Below are 25,885 nucleotides of genomic sequence, written 5' to 3'. Positions count from 1 at the left end.
TCGCACAAAAATTTCAGGGCGACCGGATGACATGAACATCATCATCCGATCGCCCTGAACTGTGGCCCCCGGGTCCGCCGCTGTCCAGTGGCGGAACTGTGAGGGTTACGCGCCGAAGGCCTTCGACTTCCCCTTCACCGGCTTCGCGCCCGCGAGCAGGTGCGCCGGGACGAGGTCCCGGGCCGGCTCGCTGTACCCGACCGAGACGATCTTGTCGCCGCGGTACGTGAACGAGGTCAGCGAGGCCAGCGTGCACTGCCGGCGCCGCGGGTCGTGCCAGAGCCGCCGCTTCTCCACGAAGCTCCGGACGATCCAGATCGGCAGCTGATGGCTGACACAGACCGCCTCGTGCCCGCGGGCCGCGTCCTTCGCCGCGTCGAGCGCGCCCATCATGCGGACGACCTGCTCGACGTACGGCTCGCCCCAGGACGGCTGGAACGGGTTGGTCAGGTGCTTCCAGTTCGCCGGCTTGCGCAGCGCCCCGTCACCGACACCAAAGGTCTTGCCCTCGAAGACGTTCGCCGCCTCGATCAGCCGCCCGTCACTGGCCAGATCCAGACCGTGCGCCTTGGCGATCGGCTCCGCCGTCTCCTGCGCCCGCTCCAGCGGGGACGCCACGACGTACGTGATGTCCCGGCCGGACAGGTGCTCGGCGACCCGGTCCGCCATCTGCCGGCCCAGATCCGAGAGGTGGTACCCGGCCCGGCGCCCGTACAGCACACCGTCGGGGTTGTGGACCTCGCCGTGCCGCATCAGGTGGACGACGGTGAGCTCCTGGTCACGGGTGTTCTCGCTCATGCCGTGGCCTCCGCGGCGGCGCGGGCCGCGGCCGGCAGCGCGGCGGCGATCCGCTCGATCGCCCGCTCGTCGTGCGCGGTCGACACGAACCAGGACTCGAACGCGGACGGCGGCAGGTACACGCCGTCGGCCAGCATCGAGTGGAAGAAGGCGTTGAAGCGGAACGCCTCCTGCTTCTTCGCGTCGTCGTAGTTCCGCACCTCGTCCTCGGTGAAGAACACCGAGAACATGTTGGACGCGGTCTGCAGCCGGTGCGCCACGCCCTCCTTGGCCAGCGCGCCCGTGACCAGGCCCTGGATCTCCTTCGAGACCGCGTTCACCTTCTCGTAGGCCGCCTCGTCGAGCAGCCGCAGCTGCGCGAGGCCGGCGGCGGTCGCGACCGGGTTACCGGAGAGGGTGCCCGCCTGGTAGACCGGACCGGCCGGCGCCAGGTGCCCCATCACGTCCGCACGGCCACCGAACGCGGCCGCAGGGAAGCCGCCGCCCATGACCTTGCCGAAGGTCATCAGGTCGGGCTTCACACCGTCGACGCCGTACCAGCCGGCCCGGCTCGTACGGAAACCGGTCATCACCTCGTCGGAGATGTACAGCGCGCCGTTCTCCCGGCACAGGTCCGCCAGGCCCTGGTTGAAGCCCTCCACCGGCGGCACGACGCCCATGTTGCCCGGCGAGGCCTCGGTGATCACACAGGCGATCTCGCCCGGGTGCGCGGCGAACGCGGCCCGCACCGCGTCCAGGTCGTTGTACGGCAGCACGATCGTGTCACCGGCCTGCGCGCCCGTCACACCGGGCGTGTCCGGAAGGCCGAAAGTCGCCAGACCCGAACCGGCCGCGGCGAGCAGCGCGTCCACGTGCCCGTGGTAGCAGCCCGCGAACTTCACGACCTTCGCGCGCCCGGTGAAACCGCGGGCCAGCCGGATCGCCGACATGGTCGCCTCGGTGCCGGAGGAGACCAGGCGCACCTGCTCGACCGGCTCGATCCGCGCGACGATCTCCTCGCCGAGCGCGACCTCGCCCTCGCCGGGCGTGCCGAAGGAGGTGCCGCGGGCCACCGCGGCCTGCACCGCGGCCGTGACCTCGGGGTGCGCGTGGCCGAGGATCATCGGCCCCCACGAGCAGACCAGGTCGACGTACTCACGACCGTCCGCGTCGGTGAGGTACGGACCGGAACCGGACACCATGAACCGGGGCGTTCCGCCCACGGCCCGGAAGGCACGCACCGGTGAGTTCACGCCGCCGGGCGTCACGAGGGAAGCGCGGTCGAAAAGCGTCTGTGAGACTGGGGCTTCGTATGAATACGGCACTGTGATCCTGACCTGCGAGAACGACTTCGGGCACGACATCGGGAACGGAGGGACGGTGATGAGCATCCTCTGTATTACGCCGGGGCGCTCGCCCTCCGCGTCTGCGAAACTGGGGCGTCATAGGGATGGCTCACGGAATCCATGGTGTCAGAGGCCACGGCGTTCTTGCGGACAGGTGTTTCACCGTACGAACGCGGGGGAGGTCACTGTCACGATGATCGGGTTGCGCGGCGGGGTCGTGTTGCCGAGAAAAAGCAGTCGGGTGGAGATATGCATCGCGGTGGCGGACCGGGCGAGGGGACGGGCGACCTGGGTCCGGAGTCTGCCCGGCGGGGGAGGCACCGGCGCCGGCGTGCGGAGGAACCCACCTCGGCGGAGGGCCGGCCGAAGCCGGAGCCCGCTGCGGAGCCGCCCCCTGCGACCGGGGGCCGGAGCTTGGGGGTGACGTACAAGTACTTCGGCGCGCCCAACAGCGCCACGGCGGCCCAGGTCCCGATCTCGATGCGCCCCGAGGAGCTCGGCGGGGACGAGCTCGGCATGGGCGGCATGTTCACCAAGATCAAGCCCGAGACGATAGCGGCCATGGTCCTGACCGGCATCCAGGGCATGCCCCTGCACAAGGTCCCGCCGCTCGAGCTGGTGGTGCTGCACCCCGACTACGCGGTGGTGAAGCTGCCGATGACCGTCGTCGACCCGCTGCGCGGGATCGGCGAGGAGTCGGTCGGCGCGGCCGCCTTCATCTGGTCGACGGTCCCGGACCGCGGCGGCCCGCGCGACGCCTTCGACGTCTACCAGCTCCTCCACGAGTGGCAGGACTTCTCGGTCCGCCTCCACGAGGCCGGACACCAGCCGTACTGCCTGGTCTGGCCGTGAGCCTCTAGGCGGTGTCTTGTCGCCTGATCGACAAGACGCCCCCCAGCGGTCACGGCCGGGCCGCGGCCCGCTCGGCGGCCAGCTCGCGGGCGGAGGCGAGCCGGTAGGGGACGTCGATGACCACGACGTTCTTCATGAACAGCAGACGGGTCTTGAGGCGCAGCGCGCTCTGGTTGTGCAGCGGCTGCTCCCACCAGTGCCCGACCACGTACTCGGGGATGACCACCGAGATCACCGAGTCCGCCGTGCGCTCGGGCGCGTCGCGGATGTGCCGCAGGACGGGCTGGACGATCGAGCGGTACGGGGAGCTGAGCACCCGCAGCGGTACGTCGATGCCGTGCGCCTCCCAGGTCGCGCGGAGCACCTCCGCCTCCGCCGGGTCCTCGGCGACGGTGACGGCGGTGAGCGAGTCGGGGCGCAGCGTCTTCGCGTACGACAGCGCCCGCAGGCTCGGCGCGTTGACGGAGGCCACCAGGACGAGGACGTGGTTCTCGGCGAGGGTGCGGGGCCGGTCGCCGGGGGCGACGGCGACCTCGGCGGCGACGGTGTCGTAGTGCCGCCGCACCCCCTTCATCCCGGCGTAGAGGACGGGCATGGCGATGACGACCAGCCAGGCGCCGTGGGTGAACTTGGTGATGAGGACGATGACGAGGACGACCGCCGTCAGACAGGCACCGAAGGCGTTGATCACGAGCCGGCGCCGGATGCTGTGCCGGTCGGCGGCTCCGGCGGGGGTGGCTCCGGTCGCTCCGGCGCGGATGGCTCCGGCGCGGATGGCTCTGGTGGCTCCGTTGGCTCTGGTGGCTCCGTTGGCTCTGGTGGCTCCGTTGGCTCTGGTGGCTCCGTTGGCGAGTTCTCGCCGCCAGTGCTTGACCATCCCGGCCTGGGAAAGGGTGAAGGAGACGAAGACGCCGATGATGTACAGCTGGATGAGGCGGGTCAGCTGCGCGTCGAAGGCCACGATCAGGGCGATCGCGGCGAGCGCGAGGAGGACGATGCCGTTGGAGTAGACGAGCCGGTCGCCGCGGTGGAAGAGCTGCCGGGGCGCGTAGCGGTCCCGGCCGAGGACCGAGGCGAGCATCGGGAAGCCGTTGAAGGCGGTGTTGGCCGCCAGGACGAGGACGCCCGCGGTGACGGCCTGGAGCGCGTAGAAGAGGACGTGCCAGTCGCCGAAGGTGGCCCGGCCGATCTGCGCGAGCGCGGTGGACATCGGGGTGCCGGGAGGCAGTCCGAGCTCGGTGGGGTCCTCCGCGACGTGGACCTCGTACACCATGGCGAGCACGGTGATCCCGAAGAACATGGTCACGGAGAGCGCGCCCATGATCGCCAGCGTCATGGCGGCGTTGCGGCTCTTCGGCTTGGCGAACGCCGGTACGCCGTTGCTGACGGCCTCGACGCCGGTCAGCGCGGTGCAGCCGGAGGCGAAGGCCCGCAGGGCGAGCAGCACGAGCGCGATCCCCGAGTAGGCGGAGACCTCTTCCACGGGCAGGGCCGCGGACTCGGCGCGGATCGTCGCGCCCGTCGCCATGCGGACGGCCGCCACGACGAACATCAGGTAGATGACGGCGATGAAGGCGTAGGTGGGGACGGCGAACCAGCGCCCCGACTCGCGGACCCCGCGCAGGTTCATCCAGGCGAGCAGCGCGACGAAGAACACCGACATCGCCACGGCGTGCCCGTCGAGCGAGGGGACGGCGGAGGTGATGGCGGCGACCCCGGAGACGACGGAGACGGCGACGGTCATCACGTAGTCGATGAGCAGCGCGGAGGCGGCGGTGAGCGCGGCCCGCTGCCCCAGGTTCTCGGCGGAGACCACATAGGCCCCGCCGCCGCCCGGGTAGGCGTAGCAGGTCTGCCGGTAGGAGGCGACGACGACCAGGAGCAGGACGACGATGCCGACCGCCGCGTACCAGGCCAGATGGAGCACGGCGAGGCCGCCGAGGGCGAGGACGAGCAGGATCTCCTCGGTGGCGTAGGCGACCGAGGAGAGAGGGTCGCTGCAGAAGATCGGGAGGGCGACCCGCTTGGGCAGCAGGGTCTCCCCCAGCCGCCCGCTGTCCAACGGACGACCTACCAGCAGGCGTTTCGCCGCACTTCCAGCTCTCATAAGTGCTGAAGTTAGGACGAATGGTATGTAATGCGCGGAAGCCGCGCCCTGTGGGCTGCCCGTACGTCCCCGACGAGGAAGGACTTGACGCGTGAGCGGAGTACGCATGACCGGCCGGCCGATGCAGATCGGCGAGGTCGCCGCACGGACCGAACTGTCGCTGCGGACCATCCGGCAGTACGAGGACAGCGGCCTGGTCGTGCCGTCCGCGGCCTCGCCGGGCGGCTTCCCCCTCTACACGGACGCGGACGTGTCCCGGCTGATGGTGGTCCGCCGGATGAAGCCGCTCGGCTTCACCCTCGACGAGACCCGCGAACTCCTCTCGGCCGTGGACCGGCTGGCCGACGAACTCGAACCGGAGGAGCGGGCGGCGCTGGTGGCCCGCGTCCGCCGCTACGAGACGGCCGCGGCGGAACGGGTCGCCGAACTGCGCGCCCAGCTGGCCCGCGCGGAGGAGTTCGCGGACTCACTCCGCAGCAGCCTGTCCTAAGCGGCCAGCGCCTCGGAGAGAAGGCGGAAGAACCGGGCGTACGCGGCGGGGCTGGGCGGGGTCTCCGGGCTCCAGGGCGTCAGGCGGACCCCGGCGGGCAGCTCGTACGGCGGGGTCGCGTGCTCCCGCTCGTCGAAGAGGACCAGGCCGGGGCGGAGCTCGACGACCCGGGCCCAGTCACCGGTGAGCCAGTTGGCGCCGGGCCCCGGGCCGGGGTCGAGCAGCCGGACGCCGAGGCCCGCGAGGTGCGCGAGCTCGGGCCAGGCCTGCGGACGGGCCAGGTGCACCTGCCCGGGCCCCGCCCCGGAGACCGCGAGCACCGCGAGCCCGGACCGGGCGGCGACGCCCCGGAGGGCGGCCTCGGCGGCGGCGAGCTCGGCCTTCCCGTCCTCCACGGGCTCCGCCCCGAGCGTGGCGGCCAGCGCCGCGAAACGCCCCAGGACGGCCGGCAGCGCGAGCTCATTGCCCACGGACAGCGCGACGAGCGGAACCCCGAGCCGCTCGGCGAGGGCCTCGTCGAGCGCGTACGGGCTCTTGCCGTCGTAGGTCACGTCGACGATCACGTCGGGGCGCAGCTCCCCCAGCGCCTCCTCGGCCGGCGCGCGCCCCGGCCCGAGGTACGGCACCCCCGCCTCCGCGAGCCCGCCCGCCTTGGCCGGATCGAGCCCCTCGCCGTCGTGCCCGGAGCCGTACACCGCGACCGGCGTCACCCCCAGGTCGAGCAGCGCCGCACCCGCCCGCGCGTACGCGACCACCCGCAGCGGCACCCGGGCCGCCCCCAGCTCCGTACCCCTGTCGTCCGTGAATCCCCATGCCTGCGCTCCGGACATGCGGCTGCTCCCTCCCCGGCCGGAATCTCCCTCGCCCGTCACCTTGGAGGCGTTCACGGGCCCGCACAAGAGGGCCTCCGAGACAGCGCGGGTCCGGGACTTCGGTCCCGGACCCCCCTGCCGAAAGACCCCCAGGGTGGTGTTAACTGAACGGGTCGGGAGGAAGCAGTAGGAATCACCAGTGCCGTCGTGCACGCGCGCGCCACCTGCCGGGGCGCGCCGGCCACGGGCGGCCCTCACGCCCCTGGAGTGAGCCATGTCCTTGCCCGGCCAGTTCTCGGACCCCCGTGTGATCACGCTCTTCGGCCTGCTCGCCGTCTCGACGGTGGCATGGCTGGCGCTGAGCCTGCGCGCCCGGGCCGCCGTCCGCCGCGAGCACGCGGGCACGCCGCTGGAGCGGGTCTGGCACCCGCAGGAGTCGGTGGAGCTGACGCCGGCGGAGGAGCACGCCTTCGGCCAGGTCGCCTCCCGGCTCACTCTGGGCCGGCCGGGCCGCCTGCGCTGACGGCTTCCGGGGCGCTGTCAGTGCCCTGCCCTACCGTACGGACATGACCGACGACACGTCACGGGTACGGCTCGAGCCCTGGTCCGAGGAGGACGCGGGCCTGCTGCGCGCCCTGAACGCACCTGAGCTGATGGACCACCTCGGCGGCCCGGAGACCGAGGAGCAGCTCGTCCGGCGGCACCGGCGGTATGTGGACCTGAGCGCCGACGACACGGGCTCGGGGCGCATGTTCCGGATCGTGCTGCTGCCGGAGGAGGCCGTCGTGGGCAGCATCGGCTTCTGGGGGCAGACCTGGGACGGCGAGCCCGTGTACGAGACGGGCTGGGCGGTGCTGCCGGGCTTCCAGGGCCGGGGCGTGGCGACGTCCGCCACGCGCGCAGTGATCGCCGAGGCCCGGGCCGCCGGGCTGCACCGCCGGCTGCACGCCTTCCCGTCGGCGGACAACGCCGCGTCGAACGCGGTGTGCCGCAAGGCCGGCTTCGAGCTGCTGGGCGAGCGGGACTTCGAGTACCCGCCGGGGCGCCCGATGCGCTGCAACGACTGGCGCTACGAGCTCTAGGAGGCGTCCGGGCCGGGGAGCTCCCGGGTGAAGTGGAAGGCCACGATGTCGAAGCGCTCGCGCAGGTAGAAGCGGTGGGCGCCGGTGCGGTGGGTGCCGGAGTCCAGATTGAGCTCGTGGCAGCCGGCCGCGCGGGCGTGGCCCTCCAGGTGGGCGATGAGCGCGTGCCCGACACCGGTGGAGCGTTCGGCGGCGGCGGTCACCAGATCGTCGACGTAGAGCTTGCGCAGGGAGCTGGTGTTGTTGATGACCCGCCAGCCGGCCGCGCCGACACAGCGGCCGTCGTCCGTGTAGGCGGCAGAGAACCGCAGACCCTCGGGGTGCCCGGCCTCGTAGACCTCACGGAAAAGCTCCGGGGTGAGGTGGGGACGGAGCTCGGAGAGAACCGGCAGGAGTTCGCTCTCGAGGCGGGGGTCGCCGGGCGCGAGGTCGATGATCTTCATGCGGGGACGGTACCCCAGGTTTTTTCAGGGTTGACGGGCAAGGGGGAGCCATGGATATTTATCTGCACGGCGCAGTCGATGCGCAGCGCAGCAACCATCCATCGGAAGGACCCCTCATGACCGTTCTCGTCACCGGCAGCCGCGGCCGCGTCGCTTCGACCCTGCTCGGCCTGCTCGACGCCGCGGGCGTCAAGGCCAGGGCAGGCTCCAAGAACCCCGCGGACCTGTCGCCACCACCGGGCGTGGACACCGTGCACTGCGACCTCGCCGACCCGGCGACCTTCGACACCGCGCTCAAGGGCGTCGACTCGGTCTTCCTGTACGCCGAGGCCGCGCACATCGGCACGTTCGCCGACCGGGCCCGCGCGGCCGGCGTCGAGCACATCGCCCTGCTCTCCTCCAGCTCCGTCCTCGCGCCGGACGCCGCCGAGAACCCGATCGCGGCGTCCCACCTCGCGGCCGAGCGCGCCCTGTCGGCCGCGGCGGAATCCGGCGCCTTCGAGGCCACGCACCTCCAGCCGGGCGCCTTCGCGACCAACGCCCTGCAGTGGGCGGGGGCGCTGAAGGAGGGCCACGGACCGGCGCTGCCGTACCCGCACGCGTACAGCGACCCGATCCACGAGCGGGATGTCGCCGAGGCCGCCTTCGCGGTCCTCACCGAACCCCGCCTGCGCGGCTCGTCGTACCTGCTGACGGGCCCGGAGTCGCTGGACTTCACGGAGCAGCTGGCGATCCTGGCCGAGGTGACGGGCCGCCCGGCGCCGTACACGACGGTGACGCCGGAGGAGTGGAAGGAGTCGGTGGCGCCCTTCATCCCGGAGCGCTTCGCAGACGCCCTCCTCGCCTACTGGTCGACCCACGACGGCCGCCCGACGCCCCTGACGAACACGATCGAGAACCTCACGGGCCACCCGCCCCGCACGTTCACCACGTGGGCGAAGGACCACGCAGAGGCGTACACCCCCGTTGTGGGCATACGTTCCGCAGGGGCGTAAACCCACCCCCGTTGTGGGCATACGTTCCGCAGGGGCGATGGGGGTCCCCCCTGCTTGAGCGAAGTCGAGAGCTTGGGGGAGGGTGGGCACAACGGAACGGCGCGCTCAGCCGCACCCAGGCTCCCGCGCCTGAACCCGCACCACGTGTGGGGCGCCCCCCGGGTCCCGGCCGGGGCACAGGGGGCGGAGGCGCCACCGAGGGCACAAGGGGCGGAGGCACCACCAAGCGCACCGGCGCCCGAATTCCCTGGCGACCCCCCAACCCCCGATGCCATCCTGGTCCCCGTGAACGGACCGGAGATCCAGATCAGCTTCGCCCCCGCCCTGCACCTCTTCGTCCCGGCGGACCGCCGCGCAGGCCGCACCCCCCTGACCACCGACGGCACGTCCTCACTGGGCCACGTCGTGGAGTCCCTGGGAGTGCCGCTCACGGAGACCGGCCGGCTCCTGGTGGACGGGCGCCCCGTGGACACCTCGCACGTCCCCGCCGCGGGCGAGACCGTCGAGGTGGAGGACGTCGTCCGCCCGCAGCCGGCACGACCCGGCGCACCGCTCCGGTTCCTGCTCGACGTGCACCTGGGCACGCTGGCCCGGCGCCTGCGCCTGCTCGGCGTGGACGCTGCGTACGAGAGCGAGGACATCGGGGACCCGGCGCTCGCCGCACTCTCCGCGAGCGAGCGGCGCGTGATGCTGTCGCGGGACCGGGGGCTGCTGCGCCGCCGGGAGCTGTGGGCGGGGGCCTACGTCTACAGCGACCGCCCGGAGGACCAGCTCCGCGACGTACTGGAGCGGTTCGCGCCGCCGCTGGCGCCGTGGACGCGCTGCACGGCGTGCAACGGGGAGCTGAGCGACGCCGACAAGGACGCGGTGCGCGAGCAGCTGGAGCAGGGCACGGAGAAGACGTACGACGTGTTCGCGCAGTGCGTGGAGTGCGGCAGGGTCTACTGGCGCGGCGCCCACCACGCCCGCCTGGAGGCGATCGTCTCGGACGCGGTACGGGAGTTCGGCGAGCCGGCGGCCCGCTAGGACCGGGGCCGCCGGGACCGCCAGGGCCGCTGGGACCGCCAGGGCCACCGGGGCCACCGGGGCCACCAGGGCCGCCGCACACCGCACACCGAGGTCAGCCCAGGTCGCCGCCCCGCAGCCGCTCGATCTGCGCGGTGCTGACCTCGACGGTGCGCCGCATATGGGCGATGAGCAGGGCGAGCTCGGCGTCGCTGTACGCGTCGAACATCGTGCCCCAGGTGCTGTTGAGCTTCCGCCAGAGCGTCCCGAGCTCGGCCATCCGCTCGGGGACGAGGGAGACGAGGACCCGGCGCCGGTCCTCGGTGGAGCGCTCGCGGGTCACGTAACCGGAGCGTTCGAGCCGGTCGACGAGCCGGGTCGCGGAGCCGGTGGTGAGCCCGGTCAGCTCGGCGACCCGCCCGGTGGTGACCGGCCCTTCCTCCAGGCTGAGGAGGTTCAGGCACTGCACATCGGTCGGGTGGAGCGCGAGGTGGTCGGCGACGGCCTGGTTGAACAGGGCGTAGGCGGCCATGTAGCGGCGGGCCTCGCCCTGCAGCTCGGTCATGAGCGCCTCGCGCCGGACGGAACTCTTCTGCGTCATGCAGAGATTGTACGGTTCAGGAACCGCCCGGTCACGCCCCGACCCCGGACACTTCAGGGCGACTCGGCGGTCAGATAGCGCTGCACGGTGGGGCCCAGCCAGGCGATGACATCCTCGGTGGGCATCTCGACGGCCGGCGGCAGGCGCAGCACGTAGCGGGCGAAGGCCATGCCGAGGATCTGGGAGGCGACGAGCGCCGCGCGGCGCGGGGCGTCCGCCGGGTCGGGGCAGACGCCCCGGGCGATCGGCCCGACCTGCTGGGCGAAGATCTCCTGCATGCGCGCCGCCCCGGCCTCGTTGGTGACGCCGACCCGCAGCATCGCGGTGAGGGTCTCGTCGCGCTCCCAGCGCTCCAGGAAGTACGTGACCAGAACGGCCCCGATGTGCTGCGCGGGCAGGGCGCCCAGATCGGGCAGGCCGATCTCGATCTCGGAGGCGGCGGCGAAGAGCCCCTCCTTGTTGCCGTAGTAGCGCATGACCATCGACGGGTCGATCCCGGCGTCGCGGGCGATGGCGCGGATGGTGGCGCGCTCGTACCCGTCGGAGGCGAAGCGCTCGCGGGCGGCCTCCAGGATGGCGGCCCGGGTGGCGTCGGAGCGGCGGACGGTCGTCATATCAACAACTGTAGGCCAACAGGCGTTGACACACCATCCGGACCGTCCTACCTTTACCAACAAGCGTTGACCAACAACCGTTGACCAACACCTGTGGGCAAACGATCGCGGGCACCCCGGAGGCAGCCATGAGCACCAGCACCACGGACACCGACGTACTCGTCATCGGCGCGGGCCCCACCGGCCTCCTGCTCGCCGGCGACCTCGCCGCCGCCGGCATCGACGTCACCCTCGTCGAGCGCCGTCCGCACGGCCTCGGCAACATGACCCGGGCCTTCGGCGTCCACGCCCGCACCCTGGAACAGCTCGACGCCCGCGGCCTCGCGGACGAACTCCTCACCACCGGCACCACCCTCACCACGGCCCGCCTCTTCGGCCGCCTCGACCTGGACCTCAGCCGCCTGCCCAGCCGCTTCAACCACCTCCTCGTCACCCCCCAGTACGAGGTCGAGCGCCTCCTGGAGCGCCGGGCGGTCGCCGCGGGCGTCACCTTCCGGTACGGGACGGAGCTGCGCGGACTCAGCCAGGACGCCACAGGCGTCACCGCGGAGCTCACCGACCCCGACGGCACCCCGCTCACCGTCCGCACCCAGTACCTGGTCGGCACCGACGGCCACCGCAGCGCGGTCCGCACCGCCCTCGGCCTGCCGTTCCCCGGCCACTCCGTGATCCGCTCCATCGTCCTCGCCGACGTACGCCTCACCGAGCAGCCCGCCGACTCGTTCAGCGTCCGCGGCTCCGGGGACAGCTTCGCCTTCCTCGCCCCCTTCGGCGACGGCTGGTACCGGGTCATGGGCTGGACCCGCACCCGCCAGGTCGCCGACACCGAGCCCGTCGACCTCGACGAGGTCCGCGAGATCGCCCGCAAAGCCCTCGGCACCGACTACGGCATGCACGACCCCCGCTGGATCTCCCGCTTCCACAGCGACGAGCGCCAGGCCCCCGCCTACCGCGTCGGCCGCGCCTTCCTCGCCGGAGACGCCGCCCACGTCCACTCCCCCGCCGGCGGCCAGGGCATGAACACCGGCCTCCAGGACGCCGCCAACCTCTCCTGGAAGCTCACCGCCGCACTCCGCGGCGAGGCAGCCGACCCCGAGGCCCTCCTCGACAGCTACCAGGCCGAGCGCCACCCCGTCGGCCACATGGTCCTCCGCAGCAGCGGCGCCATCGTCCGCCTCGCGATGGCCCACACCCCGCTCACCCGCGCCGCCCGCTCCCTCGCCGCCCGCTTCCTGAACGCGGTCCGGCCCGCCTCGGCCCGCGCCATGGGCATGATCAGCGGCATCGGCATCTCCTACGCCCCAACACCGGGCGCCGGGCGCCCCTCGGGCCGCCGCGCCCCCGACGTCCAACTGCGCGAAGGGCGGCTCTACGAACTGCTCCGCCAGGGCGAGTTCGTCCTCATCGCCCCGGAGGGAGCGAGCCCGACGCTCCCGAAGACCGCCCCCGTCACCCCGAAGCACCTCGTACGAGCCACCTGGACGGACCCCGCGAAGCAGGCGGCCGCACTGATCCGCCCCGACGGCTACGTGCACTGGGCCAGCGCCTGACCCACCGCGCGCCTCAGAAGACGTAGGGATCCCCGGTGGCGAGCACCAGAACGCGATGCCGGTCGTTCCGCGAATTACGGTCGGCCACCCCGTCCCGCCAGGCCGTGGTGATCTCGACCGTCATCTCCTCCGGCAGGGCCGCGGTCCGCAGGTCGAGCGCCAGCTCACCGGCACCCCCCGCGGCCCGCAGCGCACCCGTCCGGCAGGACACCACCCGGTCACTGCTCCACAGACAGGCCGGCGGCAGCTCCTGGCCACCCGCCATCGGCACGGAGAAGGCGAGCCGGACCGTCGCCTGGGAGACATCGGAGGGCCCGTGGTTCTCACTGACCAGCCACACACCGAGCCGCCCGCCCCAGAGGGAGATCTGACCGTGATGGGACAGATCCGCCTCGGCCCCGGCACCCCACCCCGCGGCACCGGCCGGCACACCGGCACCCATCACCGCCACGGCCGCGAGAACGACCCCGAGCACACCCTTCCGCAATCCGCACATAACCCCAAAATACCGACAGCCGATAACATCCCCTGACAACCCATCAGCCCGCGTGTCCCCCGCCCCGCCGCCCCGAGCCGATCGGCCGCGCCCGGCACCCCACGAGGCCACCGACCACGCCCCGCCTATCCTGACCGGGCGATCCACCCGCAATCGACCACACGCGCGAGGAGCACGTCATGACTGCCGCCGGCACCCCCATCGCCGTCATCACCGGAGCGAGCAGCGGAATCGGCGCCGCCACCGCCCGGCAGCTGGCCGCCGCCGGCTACCGAGTGGTCCTCACCGCCCGCCGCAAGGACCGCATCGAGGCCCTCGCCGCCGAGATCAACGAAGCCGGCCACCAGGCCACCGCCTACGCCCTCGACGTCACCGACCGCGCCGCCGTCGACGACTTCGCCACGGCCTTCCGCACCCTCGCCGTCCTCGTCAACAACGCCGGCGGCGCCCTCGGCGCCGACCCCGTCGCCACCGGCGACCCCGAGGACTGGCGCCAGATGTACGAGGTCAACGTCCTCGGCACCCTCCACATGACCCAGGCCCTGCTCCCCGCCCTCACCGCGAGCGGCGACGGCACGGTGGTCGTCCTCTCCTCCACCGCCGGCCACTCCACCTACGAGGGCGGCGCCGGCTACGTCGCCGCCAAGAACGGCGCCCGCGTCCTCGCCGAAACCCTCCGCCTGGAGATCGTCGGCACCCCGGTCCGCGTCATCGAGATCGCCCCCGGCATGGTCAAGACCGACGAGTTCGCCACCACGCGCTTCCGCGGCGACACCGACAAGGCGGCGAAGGTCTACGCCGGCGTGGCCGAACCCCTCACCGCCGACGACGTGGCCGACACCATCACCTGGGCCTGCACCCGCCCCCCGCACGTCAACATCGACCTGCTGGTCGTCCGCCCCCGCGCCCAGGCCTCCAACACCAAGGTCCACCGCGACCTCTGACACGTCCGGGTGAACCCCCTCGATCACCCACACGCCACCCGAAGACGCGCCCTAACGTCGAAAACAACTCCATAAAGAACGGCCCTCGGCAGGGATTGCAGTCCCAGCCGAGGGCCTCACCAGCAGGAAGGTGCAACTTCCCATGGCTGAACCAGACCCTAGCGCCCCCGCGCTGTTCGACATCGGCGCCCTCACCCCCGCCCCGCCGTCCTTCATGGACCTGGAAGCCCCCGAGTACGCCTACATGTTCGGCTTCCTGCAGGCCGACGGGCACCTCAGCGAACAGACACGCAACCGCGGACGACTGACGTCGAGCTGAACGCGCGGGACATCCACATCCTCCACGAGTTCCAGCGCCTGACCCCGTACAACAGCACCATCACCGAACGCACCCGGTCGACCAACTTCTCAGGGAGCCACCACTCGGCCACCTGGGCCCTGTGCGCGCTGGAAGCACGGACCGTTGTCAACCAGCTCGGGCTTCCCTACGGCAAGAAGTCCAAGAAGCTCACTCCGCCCCGCGTGTCCTTCTCCCGCCGCGACTACCTCCGCGGCGTGATCGACGCGGACGGCTCGGTCGGCTTCACCGGCCAAGGCTTCCCGTTCGTCTCCCTCACCACCGCCAGCACCGCGATCGGCGCTTACCTGTGCCACTACGCGAAAAGGATCACTGGCGCCAGCCGCCAGATCAGGCGGAACTCTCGCGACGGGATCTACAACGTCCTGTACACCAAGGAAGCGGCCGTTCAGCTGGCCGCGCACCTCTACTACCCCGGCTGCCTGGCCCTGCAGCGCAAGAAGAGCGCCGCCGCTTCCCTCATCGAGTGGGTGCGTCCGGCCGAGATGAATTCGACCTCCGCGGAAACCCTGGACCGCCGAGGAAGACCGCATCCTGCTCGCGGCTCCCACCCTGGCTCAGGCGGCCGCAGAACTCGGCCGGTCCCAGAGCAGCTGCCAGGTGCGACGTTGGCGCCTGGTCAACGGCATCGAGCCGAATCCACGCGGCTACTAGAGCACGCGGAATGGCCCCGGCACGACGTGCCGGGGCCATTCTCGGGTGTCAGCCCTTCACGTTCACGACCTGCTTGAGCTTGGCGACGACCTCGACCAGGTCCCGCTGCTGCTCCATGACCTGCTCGATCGGCTTGTAGGCGCCAGGGATCTCATCCAGCACGCCCGAGTCCTTACGGCACTCCACGCCCCGCGTCTGCTCCTCCAGGTCTCGCACCGTGAAGCGCCGCTTCGCTGCGCTCCGGCTCATCCGCCGGCCTGCGCCGTGCGAGGCCGAATTGAACGCGGCCTCGCTGCCAAGCCCCTTCACGATGTACGAGCTGGTGCCCATCGAGCCCGGGATGATCCCGAACTCCCCGGATCCAGCGCGGATCGCGCCCTTGCGGGTGACCAGGAGGTCCATACCCTCATACCGCTCCTCCGCCACGTAGTTGTGGTGGCAGGAGATCACCGGCTCGAAAGTCACCTTCGCTTTCCGGAACTCCCGGCGGATCACCTCTTGGAAGAGCGCCATCATGATCGCCCGGTTGTACTTCGCGTACTCCTGCGCCCAGAACAGGTCGTTCCGATAGGCCGCCATCTGCGGCGTGTCTGCAACGAAGACAGCGAGGTCCCGGTCCACCAGACCCTGGTTGTGGGGCAGCTTCTGTGCCTCGCCGATGTGGTACTCGGCAAGTTCCTTGCCGATGTTCCGGGACCCGGAGTGCAGCATCAGCCAGACCGAGCCTTGGCCATCGATGCAAACTTCGCAGTAGTGATTCCCGGACCCAAGCGTTCCCATCTGCTTCTCGGCCCGCTCCCGACGGAACTTCACCGGATCAGCGACCGTGTCGAACCGCGACCACAGGTCCCCGAACCCCGCCGTCGGAAACTGGTACAGCCGCCCCGGGTCCACCATCTCCCTGTGCATCCCCCGGCCCACCGGAATCGCCTGTTCGATCTTCGAGCGGAGGCGGGACAGGTCGCCCGGCAGATCGTTCGCCGTCAGGGACGTCTTGACCGCCGACATTCCGCAGCCGATGTCCACACCGACCGCCGCCGGACAGACCGCACCCTGCATCGCGATCACCGAACCGACGGTCGCGCCCTTGCCGTAGTGCACGTCCGGCATCACGGCCAGGCCCTTGATCCACGGCAGCGTCGCCACGTTCTGCAGCTGCTGCATCGCGCCGCCCTCCACCGAGGCGGGGTCGGCCCACATCCTGATCGGTACTTTCGCGCCCGGTACCTCTACGTACGACATACTTCCTCGATTCCCCCGAAAAGTCTGATAACGCAAAAACCGGAGCCAAAGCCCGTACAGGTGACAGCGGACCGGCATCAACAGCTGCGTGTGCGATAGACATTGTGTCCACCGGCCGGGTTCGCGCGGCAAACAGTTTTCGGGAACGACTTCGGGTGAAGGGAGCCTGGGACCGTGCAGCGAAAGAGGTACGCACCCGGCCGCACCGGGTCCACGGCGCGCACCGCCGTCGCCCTCGTACTCGGTCTCGGCCTGGGCACCGGCCTGACCGCCTGTTCCGCCGGCACCCCCGCCGACGACGTCGCCGTCGACGCCAAGGCCGGCCCGGCCGCCGCCCCCGTCGCACCGCCCGGCCGCTACCGCACCCTTTTCGAGCCCTGCGGCGCCGTCCCGCAGGCCACCCTCAAGGACCTGCTCCCGGGCGCCGCCGCGCTGCCCGACACGGAGCGCGAGAAGGCGTACCGGGGCGTCGCGGCCGTCACGTACGACACCGACCGGCGCGTCGGCTGCTCGTGGAAGGCCGACACCCCGGACGCCTCGCACGGGCTCACCCTGGACATCGAGCGGGTGGTCTCGTACGACGCGGCCGTCAGCGACGACGACCGGGCGCAGGAGGTGTACGTCCGCAAGCAGCTCGCGGCGGGCATCCCGGTGCCGCCCACGGCCACTCCCACGCCGACGGGGGCCCCCACCACGGGAGCCACCACGGGAGCCGCGACGGGAGCCGCGGCAGGAGCACCGGCGGGAACCCCCTCGGGAGTGCCGGGGAGCCCCTCCGTCACGGGCAAGCCCACCGCGGCCACCACCACTCCGCCGGGCAAGCCGACCACGGGTACCCCCGACCCGGCCGCGACCGGTCTGGAGCCGCGTGTCCTCGAAGGCCTCGGGGAGGTCGCGTACGTCGACGATGTGCTCAGTACGGTCGGTGCGAGCGGTCATCAGCGTGCCGTCAGCGTGGTGTTCCGCACATCGAACGTGATCGTGACGGTCTCCTACCGGGAGCAGACCACGGGTTCCTCGGAGGCCCCGGACAGCGCGGAACTGCAGGAAAAGGCCCGGAATCTGGCCCGGCAGCTCGCGGAGCGGCTGGAGGAGTAGCCGTTCGCCTCCGCTCCGTGAGCGGAGGGTGAGCACGTAACGTGTCGGCCGGACCGTACGACAAGCGACTGAAGGAACCATGCAGCGATCAGCTCCGCGAACGCGCCTCTCCCGCATACTCGCCTGCGCCGCCGTCCCGGTGATGCTCGTCGCCGCGGGTTGCTCCTCGGACTCCGGTGACTCCGGTGACTCCGGCAAGAAGGGGGGCGGGGGTCAGACGTCGGCGTCCGCGGCGCCCAAGCCGTCGCAGTCGACGAAGGCGGTCGAGCCGGCGCGGTTCGCGAAGCTGCCCGAGGTGTGCAAGGCGATCTCCGCGAAGACGACGGCGGCGCTGGTGCCGAAGGCGAAGACGAAGAACGGCACGCCGGCTCCGTCCAGTGACCTGACCAGCCGTGGTGGCTGCTCGTGGAACGGTCTGGACGACAAGGGTGTGAAGGGTTCGCAGTACCGCTGGCTCGATGTGTCCTTCTACCGGTACGACTCCGACGCGGCGCTGGGCAGCGGTCAGGAGCGTGCGCGGGAGAACTTCGCGAAGGAGCTCGCGAAGGTCCAGGGGACCGAGGGCGCGAAGAACCTCCGTACGTTCGAGGCCGCGGGCGTCGGTGACGAGGCGAAGACGGTGACGTACCAGCTGCGGAAGACGGACGCGGACTTCGTGTACGCGTCGATCGTGGCGCGTACGGGCAATGTGCTGGTTCTGCTCTCGTACAACGGTGCGGGTTACGCGGGCGCGGCGAAGCCGTCGGACCGGACGGTCGCGGAGGGTGCCCTGGGGGCGGCCAAGGAGGCGGTCGCGGCGGTCGCGGCGGCCAACAAGTAGTCACAAAACAGCACAGACCGAGGTGTTCGTGCGGAGCCCGTCCCTCCCCCGAGGGTCGGGCTTCGTGCACATGTGCCAGTCTGTGCGCGCCGGATGTCGATTGACGGGAGGGGATCGCGGGTGGCCGCGATGCAGCTGACACGCACACACCGAATACTCATCGGCCTCGTCATCGGCGGTGCGCTGATCATCGCGGGGATCGGTTTCGCGGGTTCGTACGCCGCCGTGCGCGAGCTCGCTCTGCAGAAGGGCTTCGGTACCTTCTCGTACTTCTTCCCGATCGGCATCGACGCGGGCATCTGTGTGCTGCTCGCGCTGGATCTGCTGCTGACGTGGCTGCGGATCCCGTTCCCGCTGCTGCGCCAGACGGCCTGGGTGCTGACGGCGGCGACGATCGCGTTCAACGGGGCGGCGGCGTGGCCGGACCCGCTGGGCGTGGGGATGCACGCGGTGATCCCGGTGCTGTTCGTGGTGGCGGTGGAGGCCGCGCGGCACGCGGTGGGGCGGATCGCCGACATCACGGCGGACAAGCACATGGAGGGTGTGCGGATCACTCGCTGGCTGCTGTCGCCGGTGCCGACGTTCCGGTTGTGGCGGCGGATGAAGCTGTGGGAGCTGCGGTCGTACGAGCAGGTCATCAAGCTGGAGCAGGAGCGGTTGATCTACCAGGCCCGGCTGCAGGCGCGTTTCGGGCGGGGCTGGCGGCGCAAGGCTCCGGTGGAGGCGCTGATGCCGCTGCGTCTCGCTCGGTACGGGGTGCCGCTGGCGGAGACGTCCGCGGCGGGTCTGGCGGCGGCGGGGATCGAGCCGGCGGTGCTGCCGGCGGAGCCTCAGGTTCAGGCGCAGGTTCAGGGGCAGGTCCAGGCTCAGGCGCAGGTTCAGGCTCAGCAGCTGCCCCAGCCGCTGCCGGCGGCTCAGGCGGCGGTCCCGCAGCAGCTCCCGCACCCGGGGCTGCCGCCGGCCGGGGGCCAGGCTGCGCCGGTGAACCACGACAGCCCGTGGTTCGACACGCAGCAGGTCTCCTCGGCGTCGTACGAGGGCACGTACAACCCTCAGATCGTGGAGGGCCTGGAGCCCACGCCGGTGCCGGTCCCGCAGGGGCCGGAGGATGTTCCTCCGCCGGGGCCGGAGGAGTTCGTCGAGTATCCGGAGTACGTGGAGGAGCCGGAGCCGCAGGTCGAGGAGTTCCGTGAGGTCGTCTACAAGCTGACCTGGGCGTACGCGGTGGAGCACGACCGCTTCCCGGAGGACCCGGAGCTGGCGTCGATGGTGGCCGAGCACTACGGCGTCCCGGAGCTCCGCAACCCGGCGCTGCTGCAGCAGGTGATTCCTGGGGTCCAGCAGCAGATCCAGCAGGACATGCAGGAGTACCGCACCCCCTGAGGCGCACGGGGCCATGCGTAAGGGCCGCCGCCCGAATCCGGGTGGCGGCCCTTTCACATGCTCAGGTCACGCACTCAGGCACTCACGCGCCGAGGAGCTTGCGCACCCGCTCCGCGCCGACGGCGAGGAGCAGCGTGGGCAGGCGGGGGCCGGTCTCGCGGCTGACGAGGAGCTTGTAGAGCAGGGCGAAGAACGCGCGCTGGGCGAGCTTGAGCTCGGGCGTGGGCTTCGCCTCGGGGTCGAGGCCGGCCATGATCTTCGGGACGCCGTAGACGAGGGTGGTGAGCCCGTCGAGCGACCAGTGAGTGTCGAGGCCCTCCAGGAGGAGGCGGAGCGACTCGCGGCCTTCGTCGTCGAGGGAGCCGAGGAGTTCGGTGTCGGGCTCGTCGCGGACGATGGTGCGCTGGTCGGCCGGGACCTGGTTGGTGATCCAGTTCTCGGCGCGGTCGAGGCGGGGCCTGACCTCGTCCAGGGAGGCCACCGGGTTCTCGGGGTCGAGCTCGGTGAGGATCCGCAGGGTCTGCTCGTCGTGGCCGGCGGTGATGTCCATGACCGAGGCGAGCGTGCGGTACGGCAGGGGGCGCGGGGTGCGCGGCAGCTCGCCGGCGGCGGTGCGGGCGGCACGGGAGTGCGCCGCCGCGTCCGCGGGCAGGACGGAGCCGTCGGCGACCTTGGCCTCCAGCTTGTCCCACTCGTCGTACAGCCGCTGGATCTCCTGGTCGAAGGCGATCTTGAAGGACTGGTTGGGCCTGCGGCGGGCGTAGAGCCAGCGCAGCAGCTGGGGCTCCATGATCTTCAGTGCGTCGGCCGCGGTGGGCACGCCGCCCTTCGAGGAGGACATCTTGGCCATGCCGCTGATGCCGACGAAGGCGTACATGGGGCCGATGGGCTGGACGCCGTCGAAGATGCGGACGATCTGGCCGCCGACCTGGAACGACGAGCCGGGCGAGGAGTGGTCGACGCCGGAGGGCTCGAAGATGACGCCCTCGTAGGCCCAGCGCATGGGCCAGTCGACCTTCCAGACCAGCTTGCCGCGGTTGAACTCGCTGAGCTTGACGGTCTCGGCGAAGCCGCAGTTGGTGCAGGTGTAGGCGAGCTCGGTGGTCTCGTCGTCGTACGAGGTGACGGTGGTCAGGTCCTTCTCGCACTGGCCGCAGTAGGGCTTGTACGGGAAGTAGCCGGACGCGCCGCCGGAGCCGTCGTCCTCGGCGGCCGCGCCGGAGCCCTCCTCGGCCTCCAGCTCGGCCTCGTCGACGGGCTTCTGGGACTGCTTCTTCGGGGCCTTCTTCGTCCGGTACTGGTCGAGGATGGCGTCGATGTCGGCGCGGTGCTTCATCGCGTGCAGGATCTGCTCGCGGTAGGTGCCGGCCGTGTACTGCTCGGTCTGGCTGATCGGGTCGTACTCGACGCCCAGCTCGGCGAGCGACTCGACCATGGCGGCCTTGAAGTGCTCGGCCCAGTTCGGGTGGGGCGAGCCGGCGGGGGCCGGGACGGAGGTCAGCGGCTTGCCGATGTGCTCGGCCCAGGACGCGTCGATGCCCTCGATGCCGTTGGGCACCTTGCGGTAGCGGTCGTAGTCGTCCCAGGAGATGAGGTGCCGGACCTCGTGGCCACGGCGGCGGATCTCGTCGGCGACCAGGTGCGGGGTCATGACCTCGCGGAGGTTGCCGAGGTGGATCGGGCCGGACGGGGAGAGGCCGGAGGCGACGACGACCGGTTTGCCAGGCGCACGTCGCTCCGACTCGGCGATGACCTCGTCCGCGAAACGGGAGACCCAGTCGGTCTCGGTGCTGCTCTGAGCCACGGTCGGTACGTCCTTCTTCCTGAGGGGTTCTGCCTGACAGCCCTACGAGAGCCATTCTCCCAGACGGAACGACACTCTCCGAGGTTGTCCACAGGCGGGGAAATCACGTTGCGCCGCCATGGGACACTTGACAAGCGAATTAGACCTGACGGACTCAACAGGAACGGAAGCTCATGGCCTCGGTCCCTTCCCTCGCTTCGACCGTGCAGCAGCGTCTCGCGGACGGCCTCTCGGCGGCTCTGCCGGACGCCGCGTCCGCCGACCCGCTGCTGCGACGAAGCGACCGGGCCGACTTCCAGGCCAACGGCATCCTGGCGCTGGCCAAGCAGCTCAAGGGCAATCCGCGTGAGCTGGCGACGAAGGTCGTCGAGGCGATCCCGGCGAACGACGTGCTGATGGAGATCGAGGTCTCGGGCCCCGGCTTCCTGAACATCACGGTGACGGACGCGGCGATCATCGACACCCTCGCGGCCCGTGCGGCGGACGCCCGGCTCGGTGTGCCGTTCAACGAGTCCGCGGGCACGACGGTCATCGACTACGCCCAGCCGAACGTGGCGAAGGAGATGCACGTCGGCCACCTGCGGTCGGCCGTGATCGGCGCGGCGATGGTCGAGATCCTGGAGTTCACCGGTGAGACGGTGGTCCGGCGCCACCACATCGGCGACTGGGGCACCCAGTTCGGCATGCTCATCCAGTACCTGATCGAGCACCCGCACGAGCTGGACCACTCCTCGGAGGCCGAGGTCTCCGGCGAGGAGGCCATGTCGAACCTGAACCGGCTGTACAAGGCCTCGCGTGCGCTGTTCGACTCCGACGAGGAGTTCAAGACGCGGGCGCGTGCCCGGGTCGTGGACCTGCAGGCGGGCGACGAGGAGACCCTGGCCCTCTGGCAGCGGTTCGTCGACGAGTCGAAGATCTACTTCTACTCGGTCTTCGACAAGCTGGACATGGACATCCGGGACGGCGACGTCGTCGGCGAGTCCGGCTACAACGACATGCTGCAGGAGACCTGCCGCATCCTGGAGGAGTCGGGCGTCGCGGTCCGCTCCGAGGGCGCGCTGTGCGTGTTCTTCGACGACGTGAAGGGCCCGGACGGCAACCCGGTGCCGCTGATCGTCCAGAAGTCCGACGGCGGCTTCGGCTACGCGGCGACGGACCTGTCGGCGATCCGGGACCGGGTGCAGAGCCTCAAGGCGACCTCCCTGCTGTACGTGGTGGACGCCCGGCAGTCGCTGCACTTCAAGATGGTCTTCGAGACGGCCCGCCGGGCGGGCTGGCTGAACGACGAGGTGAAGGCCGTCCAGCTGGCCTTCGGCACGGTCCTGGGCAAGGACGGCAAGCCGTTCAAGACCCGTGAGGGCGAGACGGTGCGGCTGGTGGACCTTCTGGACGAGGCGATCGACCGTGCCTCGGCCGTGGTCCGCGAGAAGGCGCAGGACCTCACGGAGGTGGAGATCGCCGAGCGTGGTGCGCAGGTGGGCATCGGCGCGGTGAAGTACGCGGACCTGTCGACGTCGGCGGCGCGTGACTACAAGTTCGACCTGGACCAGATGGTCTCGCTGAACGGCGACACCTCGGTGTACCTGCAGTACGCGTACGCCCGTATCCAGTCGATCCTGCGGAAGGCGGGCGCCGCGAAGCCGGCCGCGCATCGGGAGCTGGAGCTCGCGGCCTCGGAGCGGGCGCTCGGCCTGCACCTGGACGGTTTCGGCGAGCTGATCGCCGAGACGGCCGCGGAGTACGCGCCGCACAAGCTGGCGGCGTACCTGTACCAGCTGGCCTCGCACTACACGACGTTCTACTCGGAGTGCCCGGTCCTGAAGGCGGACACCCCGGAGCAGGTGGAGAACCGCCTCTTCCTGTGCGAGCTCACGGCCCGCACGCTGCACCAGGGCATGGCCCTGCTCGGCATCAGGACGCCCGAGCGCCTCTGAGGCCTCGAAGGCGGAGCCCCCGGTACGGATCCCCGTGCCGGGGGCTCCGTCGTGTCAGCGGATGGCGCGCGAGGTCCGGCCGGACACCTCGTCGATCTCCTTGTGGGCCTTCTGGAGCAGCTGTGAGGCGAGGTCCATCAGGGCCCGGGCGCCGGCGATCTCCTCGCCCACGCGCAGCTGGTCCGGATCGGACGGGTGCCGGTTCGCGGTGCCGTGGGCCCGGAACTCGGTGCCGTCGGTGAGCCGGACCATGGCCGCGGCCCGCGTGCGGTCACCCTCTTCCTTGAACTCCATCTCCACATGCCATCCGACAAGCGTGTGCATCATGAGGACCACCTCCACCGAGGACCTGTCGGCTACCACTCCAGAGTGCGCCGCCCACTGCCGCCCCACCACTCGTTGTCAGTGCTGCCCCGTACGTTCTGATCATGGCGATGATCCCGAACCAGCTGCCCAAGCTCGCGTCCGACCCGACCGGCCAGTCCCTGGGCCTCGACCTGCCGCTGGGCGCCGTCACGGGCCCGGCGGACGACCCGTACCTCTGGTCGGGGCACGACCCGGCAGGGCCCGCGGCGTGGGCGGCGCTGCGCCCGGCGGCGCGGACGGCGGGGCTGCTGCCGGTGCTGCTGGGCGGCGAGTGGGGGCTGGAGAGGTGGGGGCTGGAGCCGGAGCGGATGAGTGATCCGGCGGATCATGACGCGGAGGAGGTCCTCGCGGAGTTCTGGGGGTACTACGCGGCGCAGGAGGTCCCCGAGGAGGAGCGGGACCCGCGGGTGGCGGCGTCGGTGCGGGAACTGTTCGGCGAGCAGCCGGGGTGCGGGGAGATCACGGCCCCGTTCGGCGCGGGCTGGCCGGGTCTGGCTGCGGCGCGGCCCGTGACGACGGATCCGGACGGGGCGGCGGCCACGGTCGCGGGGATGCTGACGGGGCCGGGTTTCTGGCTGGACGACGCCCGCCCGGCCCTGGTTCCGGCGCGGCGCAGCGCCGACATACCGGCGGTGATCGGCTGGGGAGGGCCGATGAACCACGAGAACGACGTGGCCCGTCTGTGTGCGGTGCTGCGCTCCTGGGAGGACCGGTTCGGCGCCCGGGTCATCGCGCTGACCTTCGACCAGCTGGTGGTGTCGGTGGCGGCACCGCCCCGGACTCCGGAGGAGGCCGAGGCGGTGGCGGCGGAGCACTTCGCGTTCTGCCCGGACAACATCACGCAGGGGGAGTACGACACGCTGCGCGAGTACGCCCGGAAGGCCCTGCTCGATGTGCCGGTGTGGCGCTTCTGGTGGGACTAGCGCCGGGCGGACAGCTTCTGGGCGACCTCGGTGGCCCAGTAGGTGAGGATCATCTGGGCGCCGGCGCGGCGGATGCCGGTGAGGGTCTCCAGGATGGCCTTGTCGCGGTCGATCCAGCCCTTCTCGGCGGCGGCCTCGACCATGGAGTACTCGCCACTGATCTGGTAGGCGGCGACGGGCACGTCCACGGCGTCGGCGACCTTGGCGAGGACGTCGAGGTAGGGCCCGGCGGGCTTGACCATGACCATGTCGGCGCCCTCCTCCAGGTCGAGCGCGAGCTCGCGCATGGACTCGCGGAGGTTGGCGGGGTCCTGCTGGTAGGTCTTGCGGTCGCCCTTGAGGGAGGAGCCGACGGCCTCGCGGAAGGGGCCGTAGAAGGCGGAGGAGTACTTCGCGGTGTACGCGAGGATCGCCACGTCCTCCTTGCCGATGGTGTCCAGGGCGTCGCGGACGACGCCGACCTGGCCGTCCATCATCCCGGAGGGGCCGACGACGTGGACGCCGGCGTCGGCCTGGACCTGGGCCATCTCGGCGTAACGTTCCAGCGTGGCGTCGTTGTCGACGCGGCCGTCGGCGTCGAGGACGCCGCAGTGGCCGTGGTCGGTGAACTCGTCGAGGCACAGGTCGGACATGATGACGAGCTCGTCGCCGACCTCGGCCTTCACGTCGCGGATGGCGACCTGCAGGATCCCGTCGGGGTCGGTCCCGGCCGTCCCGGCACCGTCCTTCTTGGCGTCCTCGGGCACGCCGAAGAGCATGATCCCGGAGACCCCGGCCTCCAGGGCCTCCACGGCGGCCTTCCGCAGGGTGTCCCGGGTGTGCTGCACGACCCCGGGCATGGCCTGGATCGGCACGGGCTCGGTGATCCCCTCGCGCACGAACGCGGGCAGGATCAGGTCAGCGGGATGCAGCCGCGTCTCGGCGACCATCCGGCGCATGACGGGCGTGGTCCGCAGTCGCCGCGGGCGCGCCCCGGGAAAGGATCCGTACGAGTTCATAAACCGAGGCTACGCCCGCGGCACGAGTGCATTTACCGACACTTTGTTGCCGCCCCGCGCCCGTGTGACCCGCGCCCGGCTGGGCGTCGCCCACCTCCGTGTGGGCAATCGTCCCGCAGGGCGGGACGGGTGGGCACACGGGACGGCGCCCTCTCGCGGCGCCTCCGCGTTCCGCGCCTGGACCCGCACCC

Annotated in this window: 27 protein-coding genes; 15 read left to right on the top strand and 12 right to left on the bottom strand. The window is 71.2% G+C overall.

What is annotated here, in order from left to right:
• Positions 1 to 105 precede the first annotated feature (105 nt).
• Complete coding sequence (locus ACWGN5_RS19280; protein ID WP_453516541.1) at positions 106 to 798, bottom strand: histidine phosphatase family protein; 693 nt, start codon at positions 796 to 798, stop codon at positions 106 to 108.
• Entirely contained in the window at positions 795 to 2,141 is a 1,347-nt protein-coding gene (hemL, locus tag ACWGN5_RS19275) for a glutamate-1-semialdehyde 2,1-aminomutase (RefSeq protein WP_453516695.1), read from the bottom strand. Before hemL ends, ACWGN5_RS19280 begins: the two co-directional genes overlap by 4 nt.
• Before the next feature lie 231 nt (positions 2,142 to 2,372).
• On the opposite strand from hemL, the gene ACWGN5_RS19270 reads away from it, so the two are divergent.
• The gene (locus ACWGN5_RS19270) at positions 2,373 to 2,975 is read left to right on the top strand and encodes a hypothetical protein (protein WP_369144840.1); all 603 of its coding nucleotides are present in this window, start codon (positions 2,373 to 2,375) and stop codon (positions 2,973 to 2,975) included.
• Between the two features lie 49 nt (positions 2,976 to 3,024).
• On the opposite strand, the gene ACWGN5_RS19265 is transcribed toward ACWGN5_RS19270, so the two are convergent.
• Positions 3,025 to 5,082: an APC family permease gene (locus tag ACWGN5_RS19265; protein ID WP_453516538.1), complete on the bottom strand. Its 2,058-nt coding sequence runs from the start codon at positions 5,080 to 5,082 to the stop codon at positions 3,025 to 3,027.
• Between the two features lie 106 nt (positions 5,083 to 5,188).
• Between ACWGN5_RS19265 and ACWGN5_RS19260 the strand changes: the two genes are divergently transcribed.
• A complete protein-coding gene (locus tag ACWGN5_RS19260) occupies positions 5,189 to 5,572 on the top strand; it encodes a MerR family transcriptional regulator (RefSeq protein WP_453516694.1) in 384 nt (127 codons plus the stop codon).
• Here the strand turns inward: ACWGN5_RS19260 and ACWGN5_RS19255 are convergent.
• Positions 5,569 to 6,402: an ABC transporter substrate-binding protein gene (locus ACWGN5_RS19255; RefSeq protein WP_453516537.1), complete on the bottom strand. Its 834-nt coding sequence runs from the start codon at positions 6,400 to 6,402 to the stop codon at positions 5,569 to 5,571. The two genes, ACWGN5_RS19260 and ACWGN5_RS19255, sit on opposite strands and share 4 nt — an antisense overlap.
• Positions 6,403 to 6,658: 256 nt before the next feature.
• On the opposite strand from ACWGN5_RS19255, the gene ACWGN5_RS19250 reads away from it, so the two are divergent.
• Positions 6,659 to 6,907 carry a hypothetical protein gene (locus tag ACWGN5_RS19250; RefSeq protein ID WP_453516535.1) on the top strand — a complete coding sequence of 83 codons (249 nt, stop codon included), beginning with the start codon at positions 6,659 to 6,661 and terminating at the stop codon, positions 6,905 to 6,907.
• 43 nt (positions 6,908 to 6,950) lie between these two features.
• Positions 6,951 to 7,466, top strand: a complete 516-nt coding sequence (locus ACWGN5_RS19245) for a GNAT family N-acetyltransferase (protein ID WP_453516533.1) — start codon at positions 6,951 to 6,953, stop codon at positions 7,464 to 7,466.
• Here the strand turns inward: ACWGN5_RS19245 and ACWGN5_RS19240 are convergent.
• Positions 7,463 to 7,909 carry an N-acetyltransferase family protein gene (locus ACWGN5_RS19240; RefSeq protein WP_453516531.1) on the bottom strand — a complete coding sequence of 149 codons (447 nt, stop codon included), beginning with the start codon at positions 7,907 to 7,909 and terminating at the stop codon, positions 7,463 to 7,465. The two genes, ACWGN5_RS19245 and ACWGN5_RS19240, sit on opposite strands and share 4 nt — an antisense overlap.
• Positions 7,910 to 8,025: 116 nt before the next feature.
• Between ACWGN5_RS19240 and ACWGN5_RS19235 the strand changes: the two genes are divergently transcribed.
• Both ACWGN5_RS19235 and ACWGN5_RS19230 read left to right on the top strand, forming a co-directional pair.
• Positions 8,026 to 8,904 carry an NmrA family NAD(P)-binding protein gene (locus ACWGN5_RS19235; protein WP_453516530.1) on the top strand — a complete coding sequence of 293 codons (879 nt, stop codon included), beginning with the start codon at positions 8,026 to 8,028 and terminating at the stop codon, positions 8,902 to 8,904.
• A gap of 285 nt (positions 8,905 to 9,189) precedes the next feature.
• Complete coding sequence (locus ACWGN5_RS19230) at positions 9,190 to 9,930, top strand: Mut7-C RNAse domain-containing protein (protein ID WP_453516528.1); 741 nt, start codon at positions 9,190 to 9,192, stop codon at positions 9,928 to 9,930.
• A gap of 94 nt (positions 9,931 to 10,024) precedes the next feature.
• Here the strand turns inward: ACWGN5_RS19230 and ACWGN5_RS19225 are convergent, their stop codons facing one another.
• Together ACWGN5_RS19225 and ACWGN5_RS19220 are read right to left on the bottom strand one after the other, a co-directional pair.
• The gene (locus tag ACWGN5_RS19225) at positions 10,025 to 10,510 is read right to left on the bottom strand and encodes a MarR family winged helix-turn-helix transcriptional regulator (RefSeq protein ID WP_453516526.1); all 486 of its coding nucleotides are present in this window, start codon (positions 10,508 to 10,510) and stop codon (positions 10,025 to 10,027) included.
• A gap of 53 nt (positions 10,511 to 10,563) precedes the next feature.
• Entirely contained in the window at positions 10,564 to 11,124 is a 561-nt protein-coding gene (locus ACWGN5_RS19220) for a TetR/AcrR family transcriptional regulator (RefSeq protein WP_453516524.1), read from the bottom strand.
• A gap of 128 nt (positions 11,125 to 11,252) precedes the next feature.
• On the opposite strand from ACWGN5_RS19220, the gene ACWGN5_RS19215 reads away from it, so the two are divergent.
• Positions 11,253 to 12,674 (top strand): FAD-dependent oxidoreductase, encoded by a 1,422-nt coding sequence (locus tag ACWGN5_RS19215; protein ID WP_453516523.1) that lies wholly within the window; start codon positions 11,253 to 11,255, stop codon positions 12,672 to 12,674.
• 13 nt (positions 12,675 to 12,687) lie between these two features.
• Here ACWGN5_RS19215 and ACWGN5_RS19210 read toward each other — a convergent pair whose 3' ends face one another.
• A complete protein-coding gene (locus tag ACWGN5_RS19210; RefSeq protein ID WP_453516522.1) occupies positions 12,688 to 13,170 on the bottom strand; it encodes a hypothetical protein in 483 nt (160 codons plus the stop codon).
• A gap of 179 nt (positions 13,171 to 13,349) precedes the next feature.
• Here ACWGN5_RS19210 and ACWGN5_RS19205 point away from each other — a divergent pair, with 179 nt between their 5' ends.
• The 3 genes from ACWGN5_RS19205 to ACWGN5_RS19195 all read left to right on the top strand — a co-directional run bounded on the left by ACWGN5_RS19205 (position 13,350) and on the right by ACWGN5_RS19195 (position 15,203).
• Positions 13,350 to 14,114: an SDR family NAD(P)-dependent oxidoreductase gene (locus ACWGN5_RS19205; RefSeq protein WP_453516520.1), complete on the top strand. Its 765-nt coding sequence runs from the start codon at positions 13,350 to 13,352 to the stop codon at positions 14,112 to 14,114.
• Positions 14,115 to 14,256: 142 nt separating this feature from the next.
• A complete protein-coding gene (locus tag ACWGN5_RS19200; protein WP_453516518.1) occupies positions 14,257 to 14,433 on the top strand; it encodes a hypothetical protein in 177 nt (58 codons plus the stop codon).
• A 203-nt stretch (positions 14,434 to 14,636) separates the two neighbouring features.
• Positions 14,637 to 15,203 (top strand): LAGLIDADG family homing endonuclease, encoded by a 567-nt coding sequence (locus tag ACWGN5_RS19195; RefSeq protein ID WP_453516517.1) that lies wholly within the window; start codon positions 14,637 to 14,639, stop codon positions 15,201 to 15,203.
• Here the strand turns inward: ACWGN5_RS19195 and ACWGN5_RS19190 are convergent.
• Entirely contained in the window at positions 15,175 to 16,368 is a 1,194-nt protein-coding gene (locus ACWGN5_RS19190) for an RtcB family protein (protein ID WP_453516515.1), read from the bottom strand. The two genes, ACWGN5_RS19195 and ACWGN5_RS19190, sit on opposite strands and share 29 nt — an antisense overlap.
• A 174-nt stretch (positions 16,369 to 16,542) precedes the next feature.
• Here ACWGN5_RS19190 and ACWGN5_RS19185 point away from each other — a divergent pair, with 174 nt between their 5' ends.
• From ACWGN5_RS19185 to ACWGN5_RS19175, 3 genes are all read left to right on the top strand, one after another.
• Positions 16,543 to 17,466, top strand: a complete 924-nt coding sequence (locus tag ACWGN5_RS19185; RefSeq protein ID WP_453516513.1) for a DUF3558 domain-containing protein — start codon at positions 16,543 to 16,545, stop codon at positions 17,464 to 17,466.
• A gap of 79 nt (positions 17,467 to 17,545) precedes the next feature.
• A complete protein-coding gene (locus ACWGN5_RS19180; protein ID WP_453516511.1) occupies positions 17,546 to 18,286 on the top strand; it encodes a DUF3558 domain-containing protein in 741 nt (246 codons plus the stop codon).
• Between the two features lie 129 nt (positions 18,287 to 18,415).
• Positions 18,416 to 19,669 carry a DUF2637 domain-containing protein gene (locus ACWGN5_RS19175; protein WP_453516509.1) on the top strand — a complete coding sequence of 418 codons (1,254 nt, stop codon included), beginning with the start codon at positions 18,416 to 18,418 and terminating at the stop codon, positions 19,667 to 19,669.
• 82 nt (positions 19,670 to 19,751) lie between these two features.
• Here ACWGN5_RS19175 and lysS read toward each other — a convergent pair whose 3' ends face one another.
• Positions 19,752 to 21,473: a lysine--tRNA ligase gene (gene lysS / locus ACWGN5_RS19170; protein WP_453516507.1), complete on the bottom strand. Its 1,722-nt coding sequence runs from the start codon at positions 21,471 to 21,473 to the stop codon at positions 19,752 to 19,754.
• Positions 21,474 to 21,646: 173 nt separating this feature from the next.
• On the opposite strand from lysS, the gene argS reads away from it, so the two are divergent.
• Positions 21,647 to 23,407 (top strand): arginine--tRNA ligase, encoded by a 1,761-nt coding sequence (argS, locus tag ACWGN5_RS19165; protein ID WP_453516505.1) that lies wholly within the window; start codon positions 21,647 to 21,649, stop codon positions 23,405 to 23,407.
• A gap of 54 nt (positions 23,408 to 23,461) precedes the next feature.
• Here argS and ACWGN5_RS19160 read toward each other — a convergent pair whose 3' ends face one another.
• Positions 23,462 to 23,731, bottom strand: a complete 270-nt coding sequence (locus ACWGN5_RS19160; RefSeq protein WP_453516691.1) for a DUF1876 domain-containing protein — start codon at positions 23,729 to 23,731, stop codon at positions 23,462 to 23,464.
• Between the two features lie 104 nt (positions 23,732 to 23,835).
• On the opposite strand from ACWGN5_RS19160, the gene ACWGN5_RS19155 reads away from it, so the two are divergent.
• The gene (locus tag ACWGN5_RS19155; protein WP_453516503.1) at positions 23,836 to 24,696 is read left to right on the top strand and encodes a DUF4253 domain-containing protein; all 861 of its coding nucleotides are present in this window, start codon (positions 23,836 to 23,838) and stop codon (positions 24,694 to 24,696) included.
• Here the strand turns inward: ACWGN5_RS19155 and hemB are convergent.
• Complete coding sequence (hemB, locus tag ACWGN5_RS19150) at positions 24,693 to 25,694, bottom strand: porphobilinogen synthase (RefSeq protein ID WP_453516502.1); 1,002 nt, start codon at positions 25,692 to 25,694, stop codon at positions 24,693 to 24,695. The two genes, ACWGN5_RS19155 and hemB, sit on opposite strands and share 4 nt — an antisense overlap.
• Positions 25,695 to 25,885: the final 191 nt, after the last annotated feature.

The sequence above is a fragment of the Streptomyces sp. NPDC055815 genome, from assembly GCF_053616475.1.
This window is presented reverse-complemented; position numbering and strand designations above follow the sequence as displayed.